General features: G+C 61.6%; 14 protein-coding genes. 8 read left to right on the top strand and 6 right to left on the bottom strand.

The genetic code is table 11. The features are described from left to right. Positions 1-11: 11 nt before the first annotated feature. Positions 12-1,865, bottom strand: a complete 1,854-nt coding sequence (locus tag LHU53_RS02435) for a sigma 54-interacting transcriptional regulator (RefSeq protein ID WP_227330489.1) — start codon at positions 1,863-1,865, stop codon at positions 12-14. 202 nt (positions 1,866-2,067) lie between these two features. Here LHU53_RS02435 and LHU53_RS02430 point away from each other — a divergent pair, with 202 nt between their 5' ends. The 5 genes from LHU53_RS02430 (at position 2,068) to LHU53_RS02410 (ending at position 7,489) form a co-directional block, all read left to right on the top strand. Beyond that, positions 2,068-3,057, top strand: coding sequence for a C4-dicarboxylate TRAP transporter substrate-binding protein (locus LHU53_RS02430; RefSeq protein ID WP_227330488.1), 990 nt, complete (start codon positions 2,068-2,070; stop codon positions 3,055-3,057). Positions 3,058-3,163: 106 nt separating this feature from the next. After that, the gene (locus LHU53_RS02425) at positions 3,164-3,631 is read left to right on the top strand and encodes a TRAP transporter small permease (protein WP_227330487.1); all 468 of its coding nucleotides are present in this window, start codon (positions 3,164-3,166) and stop codon (positions 3,629-3,631) included. 1 nt (position 3,632) lies between these two features. Continuing rightward, positions 3,633-4,910, top strand: coding sequence for a TRAP transporter large permease (locus LHU53_RS02420; RefSeq protein WP_227330486.1), 1,278 nt, complete (start codon positions 3,633-3,635; stop codon positions 4,908-4,910). A 31-nt stretch (positions 4,911-4,941) separates the two neighbouring features. Then, the gene (locus LHU53_RS02415; RefSeq protein WP_227330485.1) at positions 4,942-5,955 is read left to right on the top strand and encodes an alcohol dehydrogenase catalytic domain-containing protein; all 1,014 of its coding nucleotides are present in this window, start codon (positions 4,942-4,944) and stop codon (positions 5,953-5,955) included. Between the two features lie 37 nt (positions 5,956-5,992). Then, entirely contained in the window at positions 5,993-7,489 is a 1,497-nt protein-coding gene (locus tag LHU53_RS02410; protein WP_227330484.1) for a tagaturonate reductase, read from the top strand. A gap of 3 nt (positions 7,490-7,492) precedes the next feature. On the opposite strand, the gene LHU53_RS02405 is transcribed toward LHU53_RS02410, so the two are convergent. The 3 genes from LHU53_RS02405 to LHU53_RS02395 all read right to left on the bottom strand — a co-directional run bounded on the left by LHU53_RS02405 (position 7,493) and on the right by LHU53_RS02395 (position 8,944). Further along, complete coding sequence (locus tag LHU53_RS02405) at positions 7,493-8,317, bottom strand: patatin-like phospholipase family protein (RefSeq protein ID WP_227330483.1); 825 nt, start codon at positions 8,315-8,317, stop codon at positions 7,493-7,495. A 67-nt stretch (positions 8,318-8,384) separates the two neighbouring features. Next, positions 8,385-8,732 (bottom strand): Hsp20/alpha crystallin family protein, encoded by a 348-nt coding sequence (locus LHU53_RS02400; RefSeq protein ID WP_227330482.1) that lies wholly within the window; start codon positions 8,730-8,732, stop codon positions 8,385-8,387. Positions 8,733-8,734: 2 nt separating this feature from the next. Then, positions 8,735-8,944, bottom strand: a complete 210-nt coding sequence (locus LHU53_RS02395; RefSeq protein ID WP_227330481.1) for a DUF2934 domain-containing protein — start codon at positions 8,942-8,944, stop codon at positions 8,735-8,737. 246 nt (positions 8,945-9,190) lie between these two features. Between LHU53_RS02395 and LHU53_RS02390 the strand changes: the two genes are divergently transcribed. From LHU53_RS02390 to LHU53_RS02380, 3 genes are read left to right on the top strand one after another with little or no spacing between them, the layout of a single operon-like run. Further along, positions 9,191-9,403, top strand: a complete 213-nt coding sequence (locus LHU53_RS02390) for a DUF2934 domain-containing protein (RefSeq protein WP_227330480.1) — start codon at positions 9,191-9,193, stop codon at positions 9,401-9,403. Between the two features lie 53 nt (positions 9,404-9,456). Further along, positions 9,457-10,707 carry a cyclopropane-fatty-acyl-phospholipid synthase family protein gene (locus LHU53_RS02385; protein WP_227330479.1) on the top strand — a complete coding sequence of 417 codons (1,251 nt, stop codon included), beginning with the start codon at positions 9,457-9,459 and terminating at the stop codon, positions 10,705-10,707. After that, positions 10,704-11,399 (top strand): protein-L-isoaspartate(D-aspartate) O-methyltransferase, encoded by a 696-nt coding sequence (locus tag LHU53_RS02380; protein WP_227330478.1) that lies wholly within the window; start codon positions 10,704-10,706, stop codon positions 11,397-11,399. The genes LHU53_RS02385 and LHU53_RS02380 overlap by 4 nt, the downstream gene beginning before the upstream one ends. Here the strand turns inward: LHU53_RS02380 and LHU53_RS02375 are convergent. Both LHU53_RS02375 and LHU53_RS02370 read right to left on the bottom strand, forming a co-directional pair. Beyond that, entirely contained in the window at positions 11,391-12,386 is a 996-nt protein-coding gene (locus LHU53_RS02375) for an HD domain-containing phosphohydrolase (protein WP_370632200.1), read from the bottom strand. The genes LHU53_RS02380 and LHU53_RS02375 overlap by 9 nt on opposite strands. Then, complete coding sequence (locus tag LHU53_RS02370) at positions 12,386-17,104, bottom strand: PAS domain-containing protein (RefSeq protein ID WP_227330476.1); 4,719 nt, start codon at positions 17,102-17,104, stop codon at positions 12,386-12,388. The genes LHU53_RS02375 and LHU53_RS02370 overlap by 1 nt, the downstream gene beginning before the upstream one ends. Positions 17,105-17,138 lie beyond the last annotated feature (34 nt).

The following is a 17,138-nucleotide window of genomic DNA, read 5'->3' as shown; positions in this document are numbered from 1 at the left end:
CCTGGGCGCCATCACCGCACGGTGATGGCCAGGTTTTTCATCTTTCGCCAAAGTGTCACGCGGCTGATACCCAGCCGCTCACACACCACCTCAGCCGGATGCTGGGCCAGCAGTTGGCGGATGACTTCCGACTCCATCTGCTTCAGGGACGCGCCCTCGGGGATGGTGATGAAACGGGTCTCGGTGGACGCCCGCGCCTGCTCACCCAGCACCTCGCTGATGTGGTGGGCGTCGACCAGTTCATCCTGCCCGTACGCCACCACTTCAGCCACATTGCGCAGCTGGCGAATGTTTCCCGGCCAGGCATGCGCCTTCAGCAAGTGGCTCGCCGCCGCGGTGAGTCGGGCATCGCGCCCGGCCCGGCCAGCAAACTGGCGCAGGTAGTGCTCAAAAATCAGCGGGATGTCCTCGGCACGGTCACGTAGCGGCGGGATGCGCAGGCCAACCACATGGATGCGGTAGTACAAATCCTGCCGGAACGTGCCCGCTTGCGTCTGCTGGAACAGATCGCGGTTGGTCGCCGAGATGATGCGCACATCGATCGGAATGATCTTGTCGTCACCAATGCGCATGATCTCGCGCTCCTGCAGCACGCGCAGCAACCGACTCTGGATGTCCAGCGCCAGCTCGCCAATTTCATCCAGAAACAGCGTGCCCTGGTGCGCCAACTCAAACAAGCCGGGTTTGCCGCCCTTGCGCGCGCCGGTAAAAGCGCCATCGACGTAACCAAACAGCTCGCTCTCGAGCAGGCTCGGCGGGATCGAGGCAATGTTGACCGAGACGAACGGACCCTGGTTGCGCCGACTGTGGTTGTGGATGCTCTGGGCAAAAATCTCTTTGCCCGTGCCGGTTTCACCATAAACCAGCAGGTTCGAATCGTGCCCCGCATACGTTTTGGCACGCACCTGAAGCTGCCCGATGGCCTCTGAGGTGCCAATCACGTCTTTGAAGTGGTAGCGCGCATACAGCCCCTTCTTGTGGAGCGAGGTGCGGATCGTCGACTCAGACGCCTGCACACGCGCCACTTCCAGCAAGGTGATGACCTTGCCGCGCACCGCACTGTCGAATTCGAGCGGAATGCTGCGGGCAATCACCTTGGTGCCGTTGATCGAGGTGACCTGCTCCTTCTGACCGGTGTCGAGCACCGATAACGCGTGCTCAAAGTCCGGGCTGCTGGTCGGACTGATGGCACACAAACGTCTGGCGTGGCGGTTGAAAAAATTGACCTGATGGTCCGGGGTGAACGCAATCACCGCCTCATCGATGTTGTCGATGATGGCAGCGAGCTGGGCCGCCTGCAGTTTCTCCTGCGCCTTGGCGGTGATGATGCGCATCGCCTGCAGCAGCGCTTCGCGGATCGAGGTTCGGCCACTGTCCAGAAAAACCGCCTCCACGCCCAGATCGCGCGCGGTGGAGTAGGCCACCCGGCAGCCGATGATGGCCTGAAAACCCTCGTCCACCATGCGACGCACCATCGCCCTGATGGCCGCTTCATCCACCTGCGGGCGGATGCTGACTCGCGCGTCGAGGATGTTGAACTCACCCGCCGCACCGCTGAACAGATTGGCGCGGCTGACGATGCCGATACGGCGGCAGCCTTTGCTGGTCAAGGTGCTGAGGTTGCTGAGCAACTCGTTGAGTGACATGGCAATTTCGACCACGCTGATACCTGGCACCTGCCGCGCCAGCTCAGCCAAGCCGCCCCGGGTCACGACCACCTCCACGCCAGGGTGTTGGCGGATCAGCCGCTCGGCGCTGGCGTCGTCCGAGACCTCCACGTGGATGGCCAGGCCCAGTTCACTGGCGACGTCTGGCGCGATGTCGGCAATGCTTTGCATCGGACTCAGGAGCAGGATGGGTTGCATAAAAACCTTGTGGTGGGATGAGCCAATCGACATGAACCCGCGAGTATTTCACAACTGCAATTTCATAGATTTCATTTTTGAAATGAAATGAAATTTGATCCATATAAATCAATGGTTTACGTTTGGCACACCGCTTGCTGTAAGCCCTGTGTGCCAACCACGGTGGCACATCCACTTACCCTTCAACCAATGAGGAGAACTCATGAACGTGATTCAAACAAACAAGAAACTGCTGGGCATGCTGATCGGAGCCGCGCTGTGCTTCGGTGCCAGCGCAACGTTGGCCGCGGACTACACCATCAAAGTGGCGTATGAAAACAACCCGGGCGAACCGATCGACAAAGCAGTCAATGAGTGGGCCAGGCTCTTCGCCCAGAAGACCAATGGCAAGGGTGAGCTGCGCCTGTACCCCAGCTCGCAGCTGGGCTCCAAGAAAGACGTGATGGAGCAGATGAAGCTGGGCAGTGCCATCATCACCATCGCCGACGGCGGTTTCTTCGCGGATTACGTGCCGGACTTCGGCATCCTGATGGGGCCGTACCTGGGCACGGACTACAAGGACATCTTCAAGCTGGCCAAAACACCGTGGTTTGCCGAGATGAACACCAAGCTCGAAGCCAAGGGCTTTCACATCCTGACCTCCAACTGGCTCTACGGCGTGCGCCACATGGTCACCAAGAAACCGGTTCGTACCCCCGCTGACCTGAAGGGCCTGAAGATCCGCGTGCCGAACAACCGCATCCAGATCGATGCCATGAAAACCATGGGCGCCACCCCCACCCCGATGGCCCTGGCCGAGGTGTACCCGTCCCTGACCACCGGCGTGATCGACGGTGCCGAAAACCCGATTCCGGTGCTGTACGGCCAGAAGCACCACGAACCCGCCAAGTACCTGATCCTGACCGGCCACCTGGACAACGTCAGCCAATGGGTGACCAGCCAGGCTTACTTTGCCAAGCTGCCAGCCGACATCAAGAAAGCCCTCAGTGAATCAGCCGATGAAGCCGGCAACTTCATGACCAGCACCGTCCAGGCCGCTGAGAAGGAAACCATCGAGAAGATGAAGAAGGAAGGCGTCACGGTGATCGAGGTCGACAAGAAGGCCTTCCGCGACGCGGCCAAACCCACCTACACCCATTTCCCGGAATGGACACCCGGCCTGTACGACAAGGTGCAGTCTTACCTGAAGTAATCAAAAAAATGTCTGCTGGCGAGGCAGTTCGTTGGATCTCCAGCAGCGATCGCTTCCCATCCCGCTTGCGGCCTACCCGCACGCTTGTCAAAAAAAAGGTGTCTCTATGGGGTTTTTGAAAAATCTGGATGACTGGCTGGCCAAGCTGTTCACGCTGGCCATTGTGCTGATCACCATTCTTGCGGTCTTCATGCGCTACATCCTCAACGACCCCTTGCAGTGGGTTGAGGAAGTACTGATTGCGCTCTATTTGTGGGCCATCATGTTTGGCGCGGCCTCGTCCATGAAGGTGCGGGGGCACGTCAGCATCGATGCGCTGGTGGTGTTTCTGCCCAAAAAGGTCCAGCGTTATGTCCAGCACCTCAACGATGTGCTCGGCATCGTGGTGCTGGTGACGTTTGGCTGGCTTGGCCTGCAGTTGGCCATGGCCGCTGACGACAAGATCACGCCCATCCTGGGCATCAAATACACCTATGTCGATCTGGCGGTGCCGGTGGGCGCGTTCTGGATGGCGCTTTATCTGCTCTTGCATCTGGTGGCCGACATCAGGGCATCTTCCAAGGGAGGCAACTGAAATGGCTGTCGGACTCTCGTGTTTGCTTCTTCTGATCGGCTTCGCCATCAACCTGCCCGTGTTCATTTCCGTCATCGGGGCGGTGCTGGGCTATTTCTTCATCGCCGCGGATGCGTCACCGATCATTGCCGCGCAGCGCATCATTGGTGCCAGCGAAAACGTGACGCTGCTGGCCATCCCGTTTTTCATCTTTCTGGGCAACCTGCTGAACTACACCGGCATCACGCGGCGTCTGCTGGTGCTGGCCGAAGTCCTGACCGGGCACTTCAAGGGTGGGCTGGCGCAATCCAACGTGTTGCTGAGCACCTTGATGGGCGGCATGTCGGCCTCCAACCTGGCCGACTGCGCCATGCTGTGCAAGATGCTGGTGCCGGAAATGGTCAAGCTGGGCTACAACAAGGCCTTCTCAACCGCGGTCACCGCCGCGGGCTCCTTGATCACGCCGATCATTCCGCCGGGCATTGCGCTGATCATCTACGGCTACGTGGCCGATGTGTCGATTGGCAAGATGTTCATGGCCGGGGTCATCCCGGGCATTCTGTGCTGTGTGTTGCTGATGATTGCGATCCGCATCGTCTCGGGCGTGCGCGGCTACAAACCAGCGCGTGACCATGGGCCCACCTGGGCCGAGTTCTGGCCGGCTCTCAAGGGCTCATCGGCCGCGCTGATCCTGGTGCTGGTGATCATCGGCGGTATCCGCGCCGGGGTGTTCACACCCACCGAGGCCGGGGCCGTTGCGGTGCTTTACGTGATCGTGATCGGCACCGTCGTCTACAAGGAAATGACTTTCGAGCACATGAAGCTGGCGCTGATCGAAACCGCGCGGGCCACCGGCGGGGTGATGCTGATCATCATGGCCTGCTCGGCGTTTGCCTGGATTCTGACCTGGGAGCAGGTGGCGCAGGATGTGGCCCGCTTCATCACCACCTTCGCCAGTGACCCGGTCACTTTCCTGCTGATCCTCAACGTGTTCCTGCTGATTCTGGGCATGTTCATCGAAGGCAACGCGGCCATCATCGTGCTGGTGCCGCTCTTGATGCCCACCGTCAAGCTGCTCGGCATTGACCCGATCCAGTTCGGCCTGATCATGATCCTGAACCTGGCCATCGGCTGCCTGACGCCGCCCATGGGCACGGTGATGTTCATCGCCAACTCCATCACCGGCACCAAAACCGGCGAGTTCGTGCGCGAAAGCCTGCCCCTGTTTGCCGCGCTGCTGCTGGCCCTGGGCCTGGTGACCTTTGTGCCGGCGATCACCACTTGGCTGCCCAATCTGTAACCCATTCACCTATTTTTTGGAGAACCTCCTCATGAAAACCGTTTTGCTCAAAAGCCCCGGCGACATCCTGATCAGCGAGATTGAAACCACCCAGCGCCAGGACGGCCACGTGCTGCTGCGGGTGCGCAGTGCCGGCATTTGCGGCTCGGATATTGGCGCCTACAAGGGGGTCAACCCGCTGGTGTCGTATCCGCGGGTCATCGGCCACGAGATTGCCGGTGAAATCGTCGAAGTGGCGGACGACGAAACCGAATACAAAGTCGGCGACCGCGTCATCATTGAACCGTATGTGTATTGCGGCACCTGCTACCCGTGTTCGATCGGTCACACCAACTGCTGTGAAAACCTCACCGTGCGTGGCGTGCACATCGAGGGCGGCATGGCCGAATACGTGTCGCATCCGCGCCATTTGTTGCACAAGGTGCCCGATGGCCTGCCCTGGCACCTGGTGCCGATGGCCGAGCCGCTGGTGATCTCGATGCACGCGGTCAAACAGGCCGAAACCAAGGCCGGGCAACATGTGGTGATCACCGGCGCCGGGCAGATCGGCCTGCTGGCCGCGCAATACGCGCTGACCCTGGGCGCCATCCCGATCATGGTGGACCCGGTGGAGGAGCGGCTGGCGCTGGCGCGCTCGCTGGGCGTCGCCCACACCCTCAACCCGGTCAGCCAGGATGTGGTGGCCGAGATCCTGTCCATCACCCAAGGCCGCATGGCCGAGGCCGTGATCGAGTGCTCGGGCGACGCCCGTGCGATTCGTGGCACGGTGGATTACGTGGCCTATGCCGGGCACATCGCACTGGTCGGCTGGCCCAAGAGTGACATCCCGATGCCCACCGCGCTGTTCACCAAGAAAGAGCTGACCATTCGCGGCTCACGCAACAGCGTCGGCCAGTTTCCGGAGAGCCTGCGCCTGATCGCCGAGGGCAAGGTCAACGTGCAAGCCCTGCTGACCAAAACCGTGACGATGGACGAGACGCCCGCCACCGTGGCCGACATCGCCGCGCATCCTGAGAAATACCTTAAAGTGACCTGCCTCCTGTGAGTTTTGCCACACCAACCCTCCATGACTGGACCAACACATGATTGAACTGAATCGCACCAACTTGGCCGCTGGCCAACTGGCGGTGGCATCGTCCGCCCCCTCCACCCTGAAACCGGTTCGCCTCCTGCAAATCGGTGACGGCAACTTCCTGCGCGGCTTTGTCGACTGGATGGTGGACGTGGCCAATGGCGCTGGCCTGATGAACGGCGAGGTGATCATGGCCCAGCCGCAGGAGCGCGGCATCGCCGAGCTGATGACAGCCCAGGACCACCTGTTCACCGTGCTGCTGCGCGGTGTGCAAAACGGCCAGCCGACCCAGTCCAAGCGCCTGGTCAGCTGTGTCACCGACACGCTCAACCCCTACACCCAGTGGGAGGCCATGCTGGCCACGATGCAGGACCCGGCGCTGCGTTTTGTGGTCTCCAACACCACCGAGGCGGGTATCGCCTATGTGGAAGAAGCCTTTGTTGACGGCCAATGCCCGGCCAACTTCCCGGCCAAGGTCACGGCGCTGCTGCTGGCACGCTTCCAGGCGTTTGGCGGCTCCGCCGCATCCGGCCTGGTGTTTCTGCCCGCCGAGCTGATCGAAGCCAACGGCACCAAGCTCAAAAAGTTTGTGTTGCAGTTCGCCCAGGCCTGGCAACTGCCTGCCGAATTTATCGCCTGGGTGGAAGCCCACAACGTGTTCTGCAACACGCTGGTGGACCGCATCGTGCCCGGCTTTCCAGCCGCTGAGGCGCAAGCCTTGTTTGCCGAGTTGGGCTACCAAGACCCGCTGATGGTGGCCGCCGAGCCGTTCCTGCTATGGGTGATCGAAGGCCCGGCCGCCCTGGCCGATGAGCTGCCGCTGCACAAGGCCGGGCTGGACGTGGTGTGGACCGACGACCTGCAGCCCTACCGCACCCGCAAGGTGCGCATCCTTAACGGCGCACACACCGCCAGTTCATTGGCGTCCTACTGCGCCGGGCTCGATACCGTGCGTGAGATGACCGAAGACCCGGTAGTGTCCAAATACCTGAAGCAGGTGATGTTCGAGGAAATCGTGCCGTTTGTGCCGCTGCCCGACGCCGAGCGCCGCGCCTACGCCGAAACCATCATGGAGCGTTTTGCCAACCCGCACATCCGCCACGAACTGAGCTCGATCGCGCTGAACTCGGTCTCCAAATGGCAGGTGCGGGTGTTGCCCACCGTCAAGGATTACGCCGCCCAGCATGGCCAGGCACCCGCCGGGTTGTCGTTCTCACTGGCGGCGCTGCTCAAGTTCTACCAGTGCGAGCGCACGGCCAACGGCGAGTATGTGGGCCAGCGCCAGGGGCAGACCTACCCGATCAAGGACAACGCCGACATCCTGGCGATCATGTCCGCCGCCTGGCAAGGCGCCACCGACATGGCCCAAGTGGCGTCCACCTTGCTGGCTGACACTCGCCTGTGGGGCGAGGACCTGACGCGGGTGCCCGGCCTGGCCGAGCAGACGGCCGCCTCGCTCGCGCGCATCCAGGCGGTGGGCATCAAAGCGGCGATGAGCGCGTTGTGATCGTCAAACCGACGCGCAAAAGCGCTCGGCATCCCGGCACCCAAGCTCAAAGGTAGCCTGCAAGGCGGCATCGTCGGTGTAATCCCAAAACCCGGCCGGAATGGGTTGCGACGGTTGCACATAGGTACATCCGGCGGTTTCCGGCAGCTTGGGGAATTGCCGGGTCAGCAGCACCAACGTCTGCTGGTCTTTTTGGGGTACACCGTCGGTCGGCACGTTGTTGACCAGGCCGCCGTCGAAGATCGCCTTGCCGTTGCGCCGGGCCTGGGGTGTCAGCGGCGGCACACAGGACGAGGCCATGATCAGATCGGCCAACTCGGCCGGGGTGGCGCATTCCCGCACCGACAGATACTGAGGTTTGAACCCGACCCGGTAACCGCCCCGGGAATGCACCGCCTTCTTGTTGCAGGCATCCCATCCGACAGCCACCACGCCCAACACAAACGCCACGTGGGCCGAGGCCCACCGCGGCGGGCATGCAATCAGGACGAAAATTTCTGGCCCGTTGTGCAAGCGGGCCAGCGCATGGCCATCAATGCTGCCCAAAATCGCATTGCGGTACAGCTTGCCATGGGGAAAAACCGGACGTTTGTGCAGCAGGTTGGACAGATAGAGATTGCGCTCGTTCTCGGCGATGGCACGTTTGAAACCGGAAAAACCTTGCTCGAAGGTGCCGGCAAACAGGGCGCAAGCCACTGCCGAGCCGGCACTGACCGACACCACACCCGACGGCTTCAAATCCAGTCTGGATGCAGCGACCGACCAGAATCCCGCCTGCCAGAAGCAGCGGTTGCCCCCACCGGCGAAAACCACGTTCTCAAAATGCACGATGGGTCACCTTGCGGCTGGCAAACACGTGACCGGGTCGGGCAGCAGTGGCAAGCCGGTGTGGCGGTCACTGAATAGCGATCTTCTTCAAGCTGCCATTGCCCTTCTTGGGCAATACCAGACTCAACACGCCATCCTCGTACTTGGCAGAGCTCTTGCTCTCGTCGACCGTCTGCGGCAGGTTGAAGGCGCGGTACTGTTTGACGTAGTAACACTCCCGCCAAACGCCACCACGCAACCAGCGGTCATTCAGGGTCATGCCCCACCAGGCCTGGCGACGCCCGTGCTGATCCATCAGGCGCACCACAACATGAGCGCTTGATGGTTGGTCACCCGGTGACCGGGCCAAGCAGGCCAGTTCCAGCCAGGAGGCAAAACGCAAGTTGCCCACGATTCGGGATGAGGGGTTGTACATGGCTAGTTGGCCGTCTGCTGGCGGGATTCGGCCTGGGTCTGCAACCAGTCGTCAATTTCCCGGTTGCGGCTGAAGCCACGCACCTTGGCCTTGTAATAAGCCGTTGCAGCGATGCGCGGGCGACGCTCTGAAAAAACAAAATCGCCATCGGGTTGATGCTCAGCGCTTCGGGCCATTTGGCGTGAGGTGTTGCGTTGGGTGAAAGTTGTCATCGGCTGGATCCATCAGAGCGGTGTGTTGAATGGGTGAAAGCGTAACCATCAGGCAAGCCGTTGTGAATACGCGCACACGCTTAGGGATTTATCAGTAAGACACGACACGTACGGACCGACACGTAGGTCCATGTGTTTGTCGTCCACCCGGTCAGGTCCGTATTGCCCCCTACGGGCTCACGCGCATAGTGCTATTTCGGGCTGCTGGGTACGATCAGCGTCCACCCCTATTGGCAGGAGCCGCCCATGAAATCCGTTGCACCCGGGAGCGAGTCAGGACATGCCCAGACGCGCAAAAACAAGCCGAGGAGCCAACGGTTTCCGGGAGGCAAGGTGCTCGCAGACCACATCGCCACGGCAGCCTACTACCGGGCGCAAGCGCGCGGTTTTGCAGCCGGTCGGGAGGTCGAGGACTGGCTTGACGCCGAGGCCGAACTGCTCAAGTCGAGTTCCGGGTGAGCCGGTCTCGCAGGTAGTCGTGTGTGTGTTGACGCAGATCTCGGCATGCCATCATGAAAGCCCCCACCCTGCCTTTGGCCTCCGATCTCGGCGTGATCTCGCGTTTTCTGGCGGGATTTCAGTCGATGACAGACATCCCACTGCGTTTGAATCTGTGGAACGGCCTGCACCACGATCTTGGCAGCAACCCACAAGTCACCGTCAGCCTGTCCGGCCCCGGCGCGTTCCGGTACTTTTTGCCGCCCAGCCTGGACAACCTGGCTGACGGGTATGTCAACGGTCATTTTGATGTGGAAGGCAATGCCCAGGACATCGTGCGGGCCGCCTCCCGACTGGCCCAGATGGGCGTGCCCATGCAAGGCAGGTTCGGTCGCATCTTCAACGCCGTACCGCATGACCGCCATCATGACGCCCTGGCCGTCGCACACCATTACGACGTGTCGAACGAGTTCTTCCGGTGCTGGCTGGACCCGGCGTTGGTGTATTCATGCGCCTACTTCCCCAGCGGCACAGAGTCACTCGAAGTGGCTCAGCAAGCCAAGCTGGATCACATCCTGAACAAAATCCAGCTTCAGCCAGGTGAACGTCTGCTGGACATTGGTTGCGGCTGGGGGGCGCTGGCTTTGCGTGCGGCAGAAAAATATGGCGCCCAGGTGGTCGGCGTCACTTTGTCCAAAAACCAGTCGGTTTTGGCCTGTGAGCGTGTGGCACAGGCTGGCTTGAACGGACAAGTCGAGATCCGGCTGATGGATTACCGGGATATGGATGTGCGCGACGGACTGTTTGACAAGATCACCTCGGTCGGCATGTTCGAGCACGTCGGGTTAAACCACTTGAGCACCTATTTCGGCAAGATCCACAGCCTGCTCAAGGACGGGGGCCTGGTGTTGAACCATGGCATCACCTCCACCGACCCCGCCAGCGGCACAACACCTTTGGGAGCGGCGCGCTTCATCGAAAAATACGTCTTTCCCAATGGCGAGTTGCCGCACCTCGGCCTGGCGCTCAAAGACATGCAAAGCGCGGGTCTGGAGGCGCTGGATGTGGAATGTCTGCGTCGGCATTACGCCCGTACCCTCGCCTGCTGGACAGACAACTTCGAGTCGCAAAGCCAGGTCATTCGCAGCCTGGTGGACGAGACCACGTACCGCATCTGGCGGATGTACCTCGCGGGTTGCGCCAACGCATTCGCGCAGAACTGGGTGTCGGTGTACCAGGTTCTGGCCTGCAAGGCCGGCACCAGCCCGCACCTCAACCCCACCCCCTGGTCACGCGCCTACATGTACCCATCTGCCCCGCCATGACACCCCTGCAGCACCATGATCAGGAGCGTGAGGCCCTGGTCCGGGAAATCGCCGAGGAAGTCCATGACACGCAGTACCTGACTGGTTGCAAAACCTTGTCTCCCCGCGTGCTTCGAGCCTTGCGCGAGGTGCCGCGCGAAGCCTTTGTGCCCGAGGAGCTGCGCCCCTGCAGCTACTTGAACATCCCCCTGCCCATCGGCCATGCCCAAACGATTTCGCAACCGTACGTCGTCGCCCTGATGACCGAGTTGCTCGCCCTTGAGCCCGATGACGTGGTGCTGGAAATTGGCACCGGCTCGGGGTACCAGGCAGCCATCCTGTCACGGTTGGTCAAGCAGGTTGAATCGGTTGAATTCATCGACGCGCTGGCCAGGCAGGCCAAAGAGCGGCTGGCGGGTCTGAATTTCCCCAACGTGACGGTGCACACGGGTGATGGTCATGCGGGCTGGCCGGAGCATGCGCCGTATGACGCCATCATCGTCACCGCAGCGGCCTCGCAGGTGCCGCAGGCGCTGGTCGACCAGCTCAAACCGGGCGGCCGCCTGGTGATTCCGGTGGGGGCCGACCACTGGCGGCAGGGCCTGCGGCTGGTCAGCAAGAACCTGGCCGGGCAGTTGCATGAGCGCGAGGTGCTCCCGGTGGTGTTTGTGCCCTTGCGCGACACCGGTGCGGTGCCCGACGGCTCACCATGAGGCCTGCTGTTCCCTGAAGTCCCAATCGGCCTTGGTTTGGCACATCTTGTCCAGCACGGCGTCAAAGGCTTGCACCATGGCGGGCTCAAAATGGCTGCCCGCGCTGGCGCGGATGGTGGCAATCACCTGCGCCTCGGGCCAAGCGGGTTTGTAGGGGCGGCTCATCGACAAGGCATCAAACACATCGGCCAAGGCCACCACACGGGCCGCCACCGGGATGTCCAGGCCCGCCAATTGGTCCGGGTAACCTGAGCCGTCCCAGCGTTCGTGGTGGTGCAGGGCAATCGTGGCCGCCATCTGGAAAATCGGCGCATCACTTTTAGACAAGATGTCGTACCCGATTCTGGAATGGGTTTTCATCTGCGTCCACTCGTCGGCATCGAGCTTGCCGGGCTTCTTGAGGATGGCATGGGGAATACCGATCTTGCCGGTGTCGTGCATCGGCGCGGCCAGCTCGATCAGTTCACACTGTTCTTTTTCCAGACCGTAGGCGCTGGCGATCAGCCCCGCATAAGCGGCCATGCGCCAGATGTGGACGCCGGTGTCGTTGTCGTTGAAGTGCCCGGCCTCACCCAGCATGTGGATGGCTTCCCGGTAACTTCGGTCCAGCCTGCTGGCGCGCACCAGGGACAGATGGGTTTGCACCCGGGCCCGCAAGATGGCCCGGGAAATGGGTTTGTGGATGTAGTCCACCGCGCCGCAGGCAAAACCCTCTTCTTCGTGCCCGGCATCCGCCAGACCCGAGATGAAGATCACCGGAATCCCCTCGGTGCGTGGATCGGCCTTGAGTTGGTGGCAGACGGCGTAGCCATTCATGTCGGGCATCTGAATGTCCAGCAGGATCAGCGCGGGCAGGTGTTTCAGGGCTGCGGCCATGGCGTCCAGGCCGTTGCGGGCAAACACCAGCCGGTAGTCGTCCTTCAAGGCGACCTCCATCACCGCCAGGTTGATGGGCTCGTCATCCACGATCAGTATGGTGTTAGACATCATCCTTGCACTCCCTTGCTCAAATTCAACGCCGCTTGCAGCGCCCGCGTGGCCGCTTCACCCGCCCTGAAATCATAACCATCGAGAGCCGCCTGCACAGCGGTCAATCGGGCGGCGGGCAACACGGGCACCAAATTGGCCAGGGCTTGCCGCACCTCCTGAGCGCTGTCGCTGCCCCAGGACGCCAACAGTTGCGCCACCAGATCAGCCACGGCACCGGCCTGCCCGGACTGAGATTTGTCTGAGGCGGGCGGCACCGGGTCGGAGGCAAACAGGTGAATGGTGGTGAAGGCTGTGTCCATCGCCCCCTGCAGCTTGGCCATGGCCTCACCGGGGTCGGCCTGGGCGCGCAGGTTGGCTTCCAGCTCAGCCGCAGACGCGGCCACGTCCTCCAGCGCCAACGACGCCGCTGCCCCTTTGAGCTTGTGCGCCAGCGCTTGCGCTGCGGGGGGCTCCAGGCGCCGCAAGTCGGCCACCACCTCACCATACCGGGTCACAAACAGCCGCAGGAATTGTTTGTAAGCCGCCTCATCACGCCAGATGGCCAAACCCTGGCTCAGCGACAAACCCGGCAAGTCGCCACGGTCCAGGTCGATCGGCGTCTGGGCCGTCTCTGGCTGAGGCGCGGCAGGCTCCGCGACATGGTGGGTGAGTTTGAGCATCAGTGCCACGGCGGCGTCCACATCGAAGGGTTTGGAAATAAAACACGTCATGCCCGCCTGACTGGCCTGCGCCTGCTGGTCCAGGAAAGCCCCGGCGGTCAAAGCGACGATGGGCAGTTCAGCCAAATGGGGTAAGCGGCGGATTTGCCGCGTGGCTTCATACCCGTTGAGTACCGGCATTTGCACATCCATCAACACCAGGTCAACGGCATCCCCATGGTCCCGCAGCCAGTCCACCGCTTCCTGGCCATCGTTGGCCAGGGTGACCTCGGCGCCTTCGCTGGCAAAGATGCGCTGCGCCACCTCGCGGTTGATGTCACTGTCGTCCACCACCAGCAGGCGCAAGCCGACCAGTCGCGCCTGACCTGCAGCCGGTGCCTGGACTTGCTCCCCGCGGCGCAGGTGCAGCGCTTTGGTAACCGCGTTGTACAGGGCCGACGGAGTCACCGGTTTGAGCAACACGGCATCGGCCAGATGGGCGTGCGGGTGGCTGGCCAGTTCATCGTTGGCGTAGGCCGTGACCAGGATGACAACCGGGTCAAAAGCCCCCGGCTGGGCACAACGCGCGGCGTGTGCGGTCTGCAGCCCGTCCAAACCCGGCATCTTGAAATCCAGCAGCAACACTTCGTCGGCATGGGACGGTTGCGCTCTGGACTTCAGGTGGGCCAACACGTCTTCGCCAGAGCCCAGCGTGGTCACCCGCCAGCCCAGCCCATCGGCCATGGTGCCCAGCGCTTCGCGCGCCATGCGGTTGTCGTCGGCAATCAACACCGACAGGGCCGTCTTTTCCGGCGCGTCCAGCACGGGCGCCTGAATGCGCTTGAAGGTCAGCACAAACCAGAACTCGCTGCCACTGCCGAGCACACTGGCCACATGGAGTTCACCGCCCATGGCCTCCACCAGCCGACGGCAGATGGTCAGCCCCAGGCCGGTTCCGCCATATTGGCGGCTGGTGGACCCGTCCGCCTGCGAAAACTCGGCAAAAATTTGCTGCTGCTGATCCGGGGCGATGCCGATGCCGGAGTCGCTCACCCCAAAACGCAGCGTGACCTCGTCCCCGGCTTCGCGCACGGTGCTGATGTTCAGCGCCACATGCCCCTGCGCCGTGAACTTGATGGCGTTGCCGGTCAGGTTGATCAGCACCTGCTCCAGCCGCAGCGAGTCACCCACCAGCTCGCTGGTGCCCACCGGGGGTGGCGCAATCACCAGTTCCAGGTCTTTGTCGCGCGCGTTGGTGGACATGATGCCGGCCAGGTTGTCCAGGATGTCCCCCAGCCTGAATGGGGACGCCTGCAGGTTCAGCTTGCCGGATTCGATTTTTGAAAAATCCAGCACCTCGTTCAACATCGCCATCAAGGTGTTGCTGGCAGCGCGGATCTTGGCCACCACCTCGTTGGCGTCACCGGGCAGGTGCGATTTTTCCAGCAGGTACGACAGCCCCATGATGGCGTTCATGGGTGTGCGCAGCTCATGGCTCACATTGGCAATGAAGGCACTTTTGGCCACGGTGGCCGCCTCGGCCGTCTGCCTGGCGCGTTGCAGGGTTTGTTCGGCCAGCTTGTGGGCCGAGACATCGGTGTAGGTCAGCAGCGTCCAGCCGTTGGACAATGGGTCTGCGCAGACCTCCAGAAACACATCGTGGGCCTGCTTGCGCTCAAACTGGATGGTCTGGCGCGAGGCCATCGCCTCCACAAAGTACGCCTGGACGTCTTCAAAAGGCCGGTCTTCATAGTCCCCACGCGCCCAGTTGAAGTGCAACATGTCGCCAAAGCTGGTCTGCGGGCGGTCAAAGAAGTCAGCGGGGTAGTCCAGCAGCTGGGTCACGCGGCAGTTTTTGAGCCTGACCAGGCCGGCCTCGTCAAACACCACCACCCCGTAGGGCAAGGATTCCACCACCTCTTGCAGCAGGTTGTTGAGGGTCTTGATCTGCAGCGCCTGCGCCTTGCGCTGGGAGTTGTCCACCATCGTGCTGCGGGTCAGCAGGGGTTCACCGGCAGGCCCGCGGACCAGGTTGGCATCGATCAGCACCGGGCGAATCGAGCCATCCTTGCAGACGGCGTTGTATTCGACATTGCGCAGCGACCCGGTTTCCAGGAAGCGGGCGTAAATATCCTTGAACTTCAACACGCTGTCGGGCGCCAGGAAGTCCACCATCCGGCGGCCGACGAATTCGTCTTCGGTGTAGCCCAGCATGGTCAGCTCGGTCTGGTTCACCCGCAGGATGACCCCCTCGGGCGACAGCGAGTGGTAACCGCACGGCGCCTGGTCATACAGGTCATGCACCTCCTGGGTGCGCGCGGCCACCTTGGACTCCAGCTCCTGGTTGAGTTGGTTCAGATGTTCCTTGGCCGCTGTCAGGCGGTCAAGCAGTTCCCGGTGTTGGGTGATGTCATGGCTGATGCCCAGCACCCCCTTCACTTGCCCCAGTTCATCACGAACCGGCGTTTTGGTGGTTTCCAGCAACGCCCGGTGGCCATCCGACGCAAAGGTGATCCACTCTTCGTTGACGCTCGGGCCATCCAGCGCCATCGCTAGCAGATCGTGTTTGCGGAAAGACTCCGCCAGCGCCTTGTCAACAAAGTCGAAATCCGTTTTGCCCACAATGGCTTGTTCTGACTGACCAAAAAACGCTTCAAACCGCGAATTGCAGGCCAGGTAAACACCTTCGGTGTCTTTGAGCCACACCGGGTCAGGAATCGCCTGGATCAGGGTGCGCATGCGCAGTTCGCTGGTCTTGAGTTGTTGTTCGGCCAGCTGGCGCTGCGTGATGTCATGCGACAACACCAGAAATTGGGGTGATGACGCGCCTTTCTGGCTCTTGGTGGTGGTCGACAGCTGGAACCAGGCATCCTGGCCAGCCACCTTGAGTTGGACCACGCGCCCATAGTCGCTGCCCGATTGGGCCGCGGCATGGATTGAGTCCAAGAAGGTCTGCGCCGCCTCAGGCGGCAAAACCTCGCTGATGCGTTTTCCGACGAGTTCACGCTTGGGTGCAAAAAGCTTGTCGGCCTTGATGGCAAACACATCGAGTAACCGCCCTTCACCGTCTATCTTGAATAGCGCATCGGGAATGGCTTCCAGCGTGGCGGTGAGTTGTTCGTTGCTGTCCTGTGCAGCATCGTGGGCGGTCTTCAGCGCGTCGAGCGCCTGCTTCAACGCCTCGGTTCTGGCCGCCACCTGGCGTCGCAATGACAGGTTCCACACACCCAGCACAAAGCCGGTCAACACCACCAGCAAGGCCCCCCAGGCCAGGTACTTGCCATAGGGAAAGAACTGCACCTTGGAACCCAGCCACTTTTCCCTGAGCTGTTCCAGCTCCGTCGGGTCCAGGGTCAACATGCCCGCTTCCACCTGGTTCAAGACCGCCGCCTGGCCCTTGAGTACAGCGCGGTGGAACTGGCCTTTGTACAGCACAAAGGACTTCAGAAAGTTCTGGTGTGCCCCCAGTTGGTACAGGTAATAGTTGGCCGGATATTCGTCCATGCAGAACATCTTGATTTCCTGGCGGGTGGCGGCGCCAATCATGGCGGTGTAGTTGGGGTAGGTCACCAGGTCGGTGATGCCCTTCTCGTGCAGCTTGTCGATGCACGCGTCACCGGCCTGCACACCAATCCGGAAACCTTTCAGCATCTGCACCCCCGAAATCCCCCCGATGGATGCGTGGCTGAAGATCGCCGCAGGCGAATCGGCATACGGTTTCGAGAAGTCATAAACAGGCTCCCGTGAGGGTGTGCGGTAAATCAGGTCGATCACATCGGCCTTTTGCGCTTGCACCATGGCTTGGGCGTTGGCCCAGTCGGTGGCGGTCAAGGTGACCTGGATGCCGGTTTTGCGTTCAAACAGTCGCCACAGGTCGGCCGTGTAACCTTCCACCTGGCCTTCAGAATTGCGAAACAAATACGGTGGAAAGTTCTCGTCGCTCACCACATGGATCGATTTTTTTGGGCCGCCCACCTCGGCCATCGGCGCTTCAGACGCCTCGGCAGCCCAGACGCCTGGTGCCCAACCCAGCCACAGGCCCACCAGCAGCGCCACCAAAAACACACGCCGGGCCATCAACCCCGGCAGCGCCAAATCACAGCCCCCGCTT

It is taken from the genome of Rhodoferax sp. U2-2l (genome assembly GCF_020594515.1).
In the GTDB taxonomy this organism is placed as follows: domain Bacteria; phylum Pseudomonadota; class Gammaproteobacteria; order Burkholderiales; family Burkholderiaceae_C; genus Rhodoferax.
The sequence above is the reverse complement of the archived record's forward strand: the minus strand, read 5'-3'. Positions and strand labels throughout refer to the sequence as shown.

Coding starts and splice junctions, on each gene's coding strand:
- LHU53_RS02410 (WP_227330484.1), top strand. CDS start 5,993: ATGATTGAACTGAATCGCACCAACTTGGCCGCTGGCCAACTGGCGGTG.
- LHU53_RS02420 (WP_227330486.1), top strand. CDS start 3,633: ATGGCTGTCGGACTCTCGTGTTTGCTTCTTCTGATCGGCTTCGCCATC.
- LHU53_RS02370 (WP_227330476.1), bottom strand. CDS start 17,104: ATGGCCCGGCGTGTGTTTTTGGTGGCGCTGCTGGTGGGCCTGTGGCTG.
- LHU53_RS02385 (WP_227330479.1), top strand. CDS start 9,457: ATGAAAGCCCCCACCCTGCCTTTGGCCTCCGATCTCGGCGTGATCTCG.
- LHU53_RS02415 (WP_227330485.1), top strand. CDS start 4,942: ATGAAAACCGTTTTGCTCAAAAGCCCCGGCGACATCCTGATCAGCGAG.
- LHU53_RS02430 (WP_227330488.1), top strand. CDS start 2,068: ATGAACGTGATTCAAACAAACAAGAAACTGCTGGGCATGCTGATCGGA.
- LHU53_RS02435 (WP_227330489.1), bottom strand. CDS start 1,865: ATGCAACCCATCCTGCTCCTGAGTCCGATGCAAAGCATTGCCGACATC.
- LHU53_RS02380 (WP_227330478.1), top strand. CDS start 10,704: ATGACACCCCTGCAGCACCATGATCAGGAGCGTGAGGCCCTGGTCCGG.
- LHU53_RS02400 (WP_227330482.1), bottom strand. CDS start 8,732: ATGTACAACCCCTCATCCCGAATCGTGGGCAACTTGCGTTTTGCCTCC.
- LHU53_RS02395 (WP_227330481.1), bottom strand. CDS start 8,944: ATGACAACTTTCACCCAACGCAACACCTCACGCCAAATGGCCCGAAGC.
- LHU53_RS02425 (WP_227330487.1), top strand. CDS start 3,164: ATGGGGTTTTTGAAAAATCTGGATGACTGGCTGGCCAAGCTGTTCACG.
- LHU53_RS02390 (WP_227330480.1), top strand. CDS start 9,191: ATGAAATCCGTTGCACCCGGGAGCGAGTCAGGACATGCCCAGACGCGC.
- LHU53_RS02375 (WP_370632200.1), bottom strand. CDS start 12,386: ATGTCTAACACCATACTGATCGTGGATGACGAGCCCATCAACCTGGCG.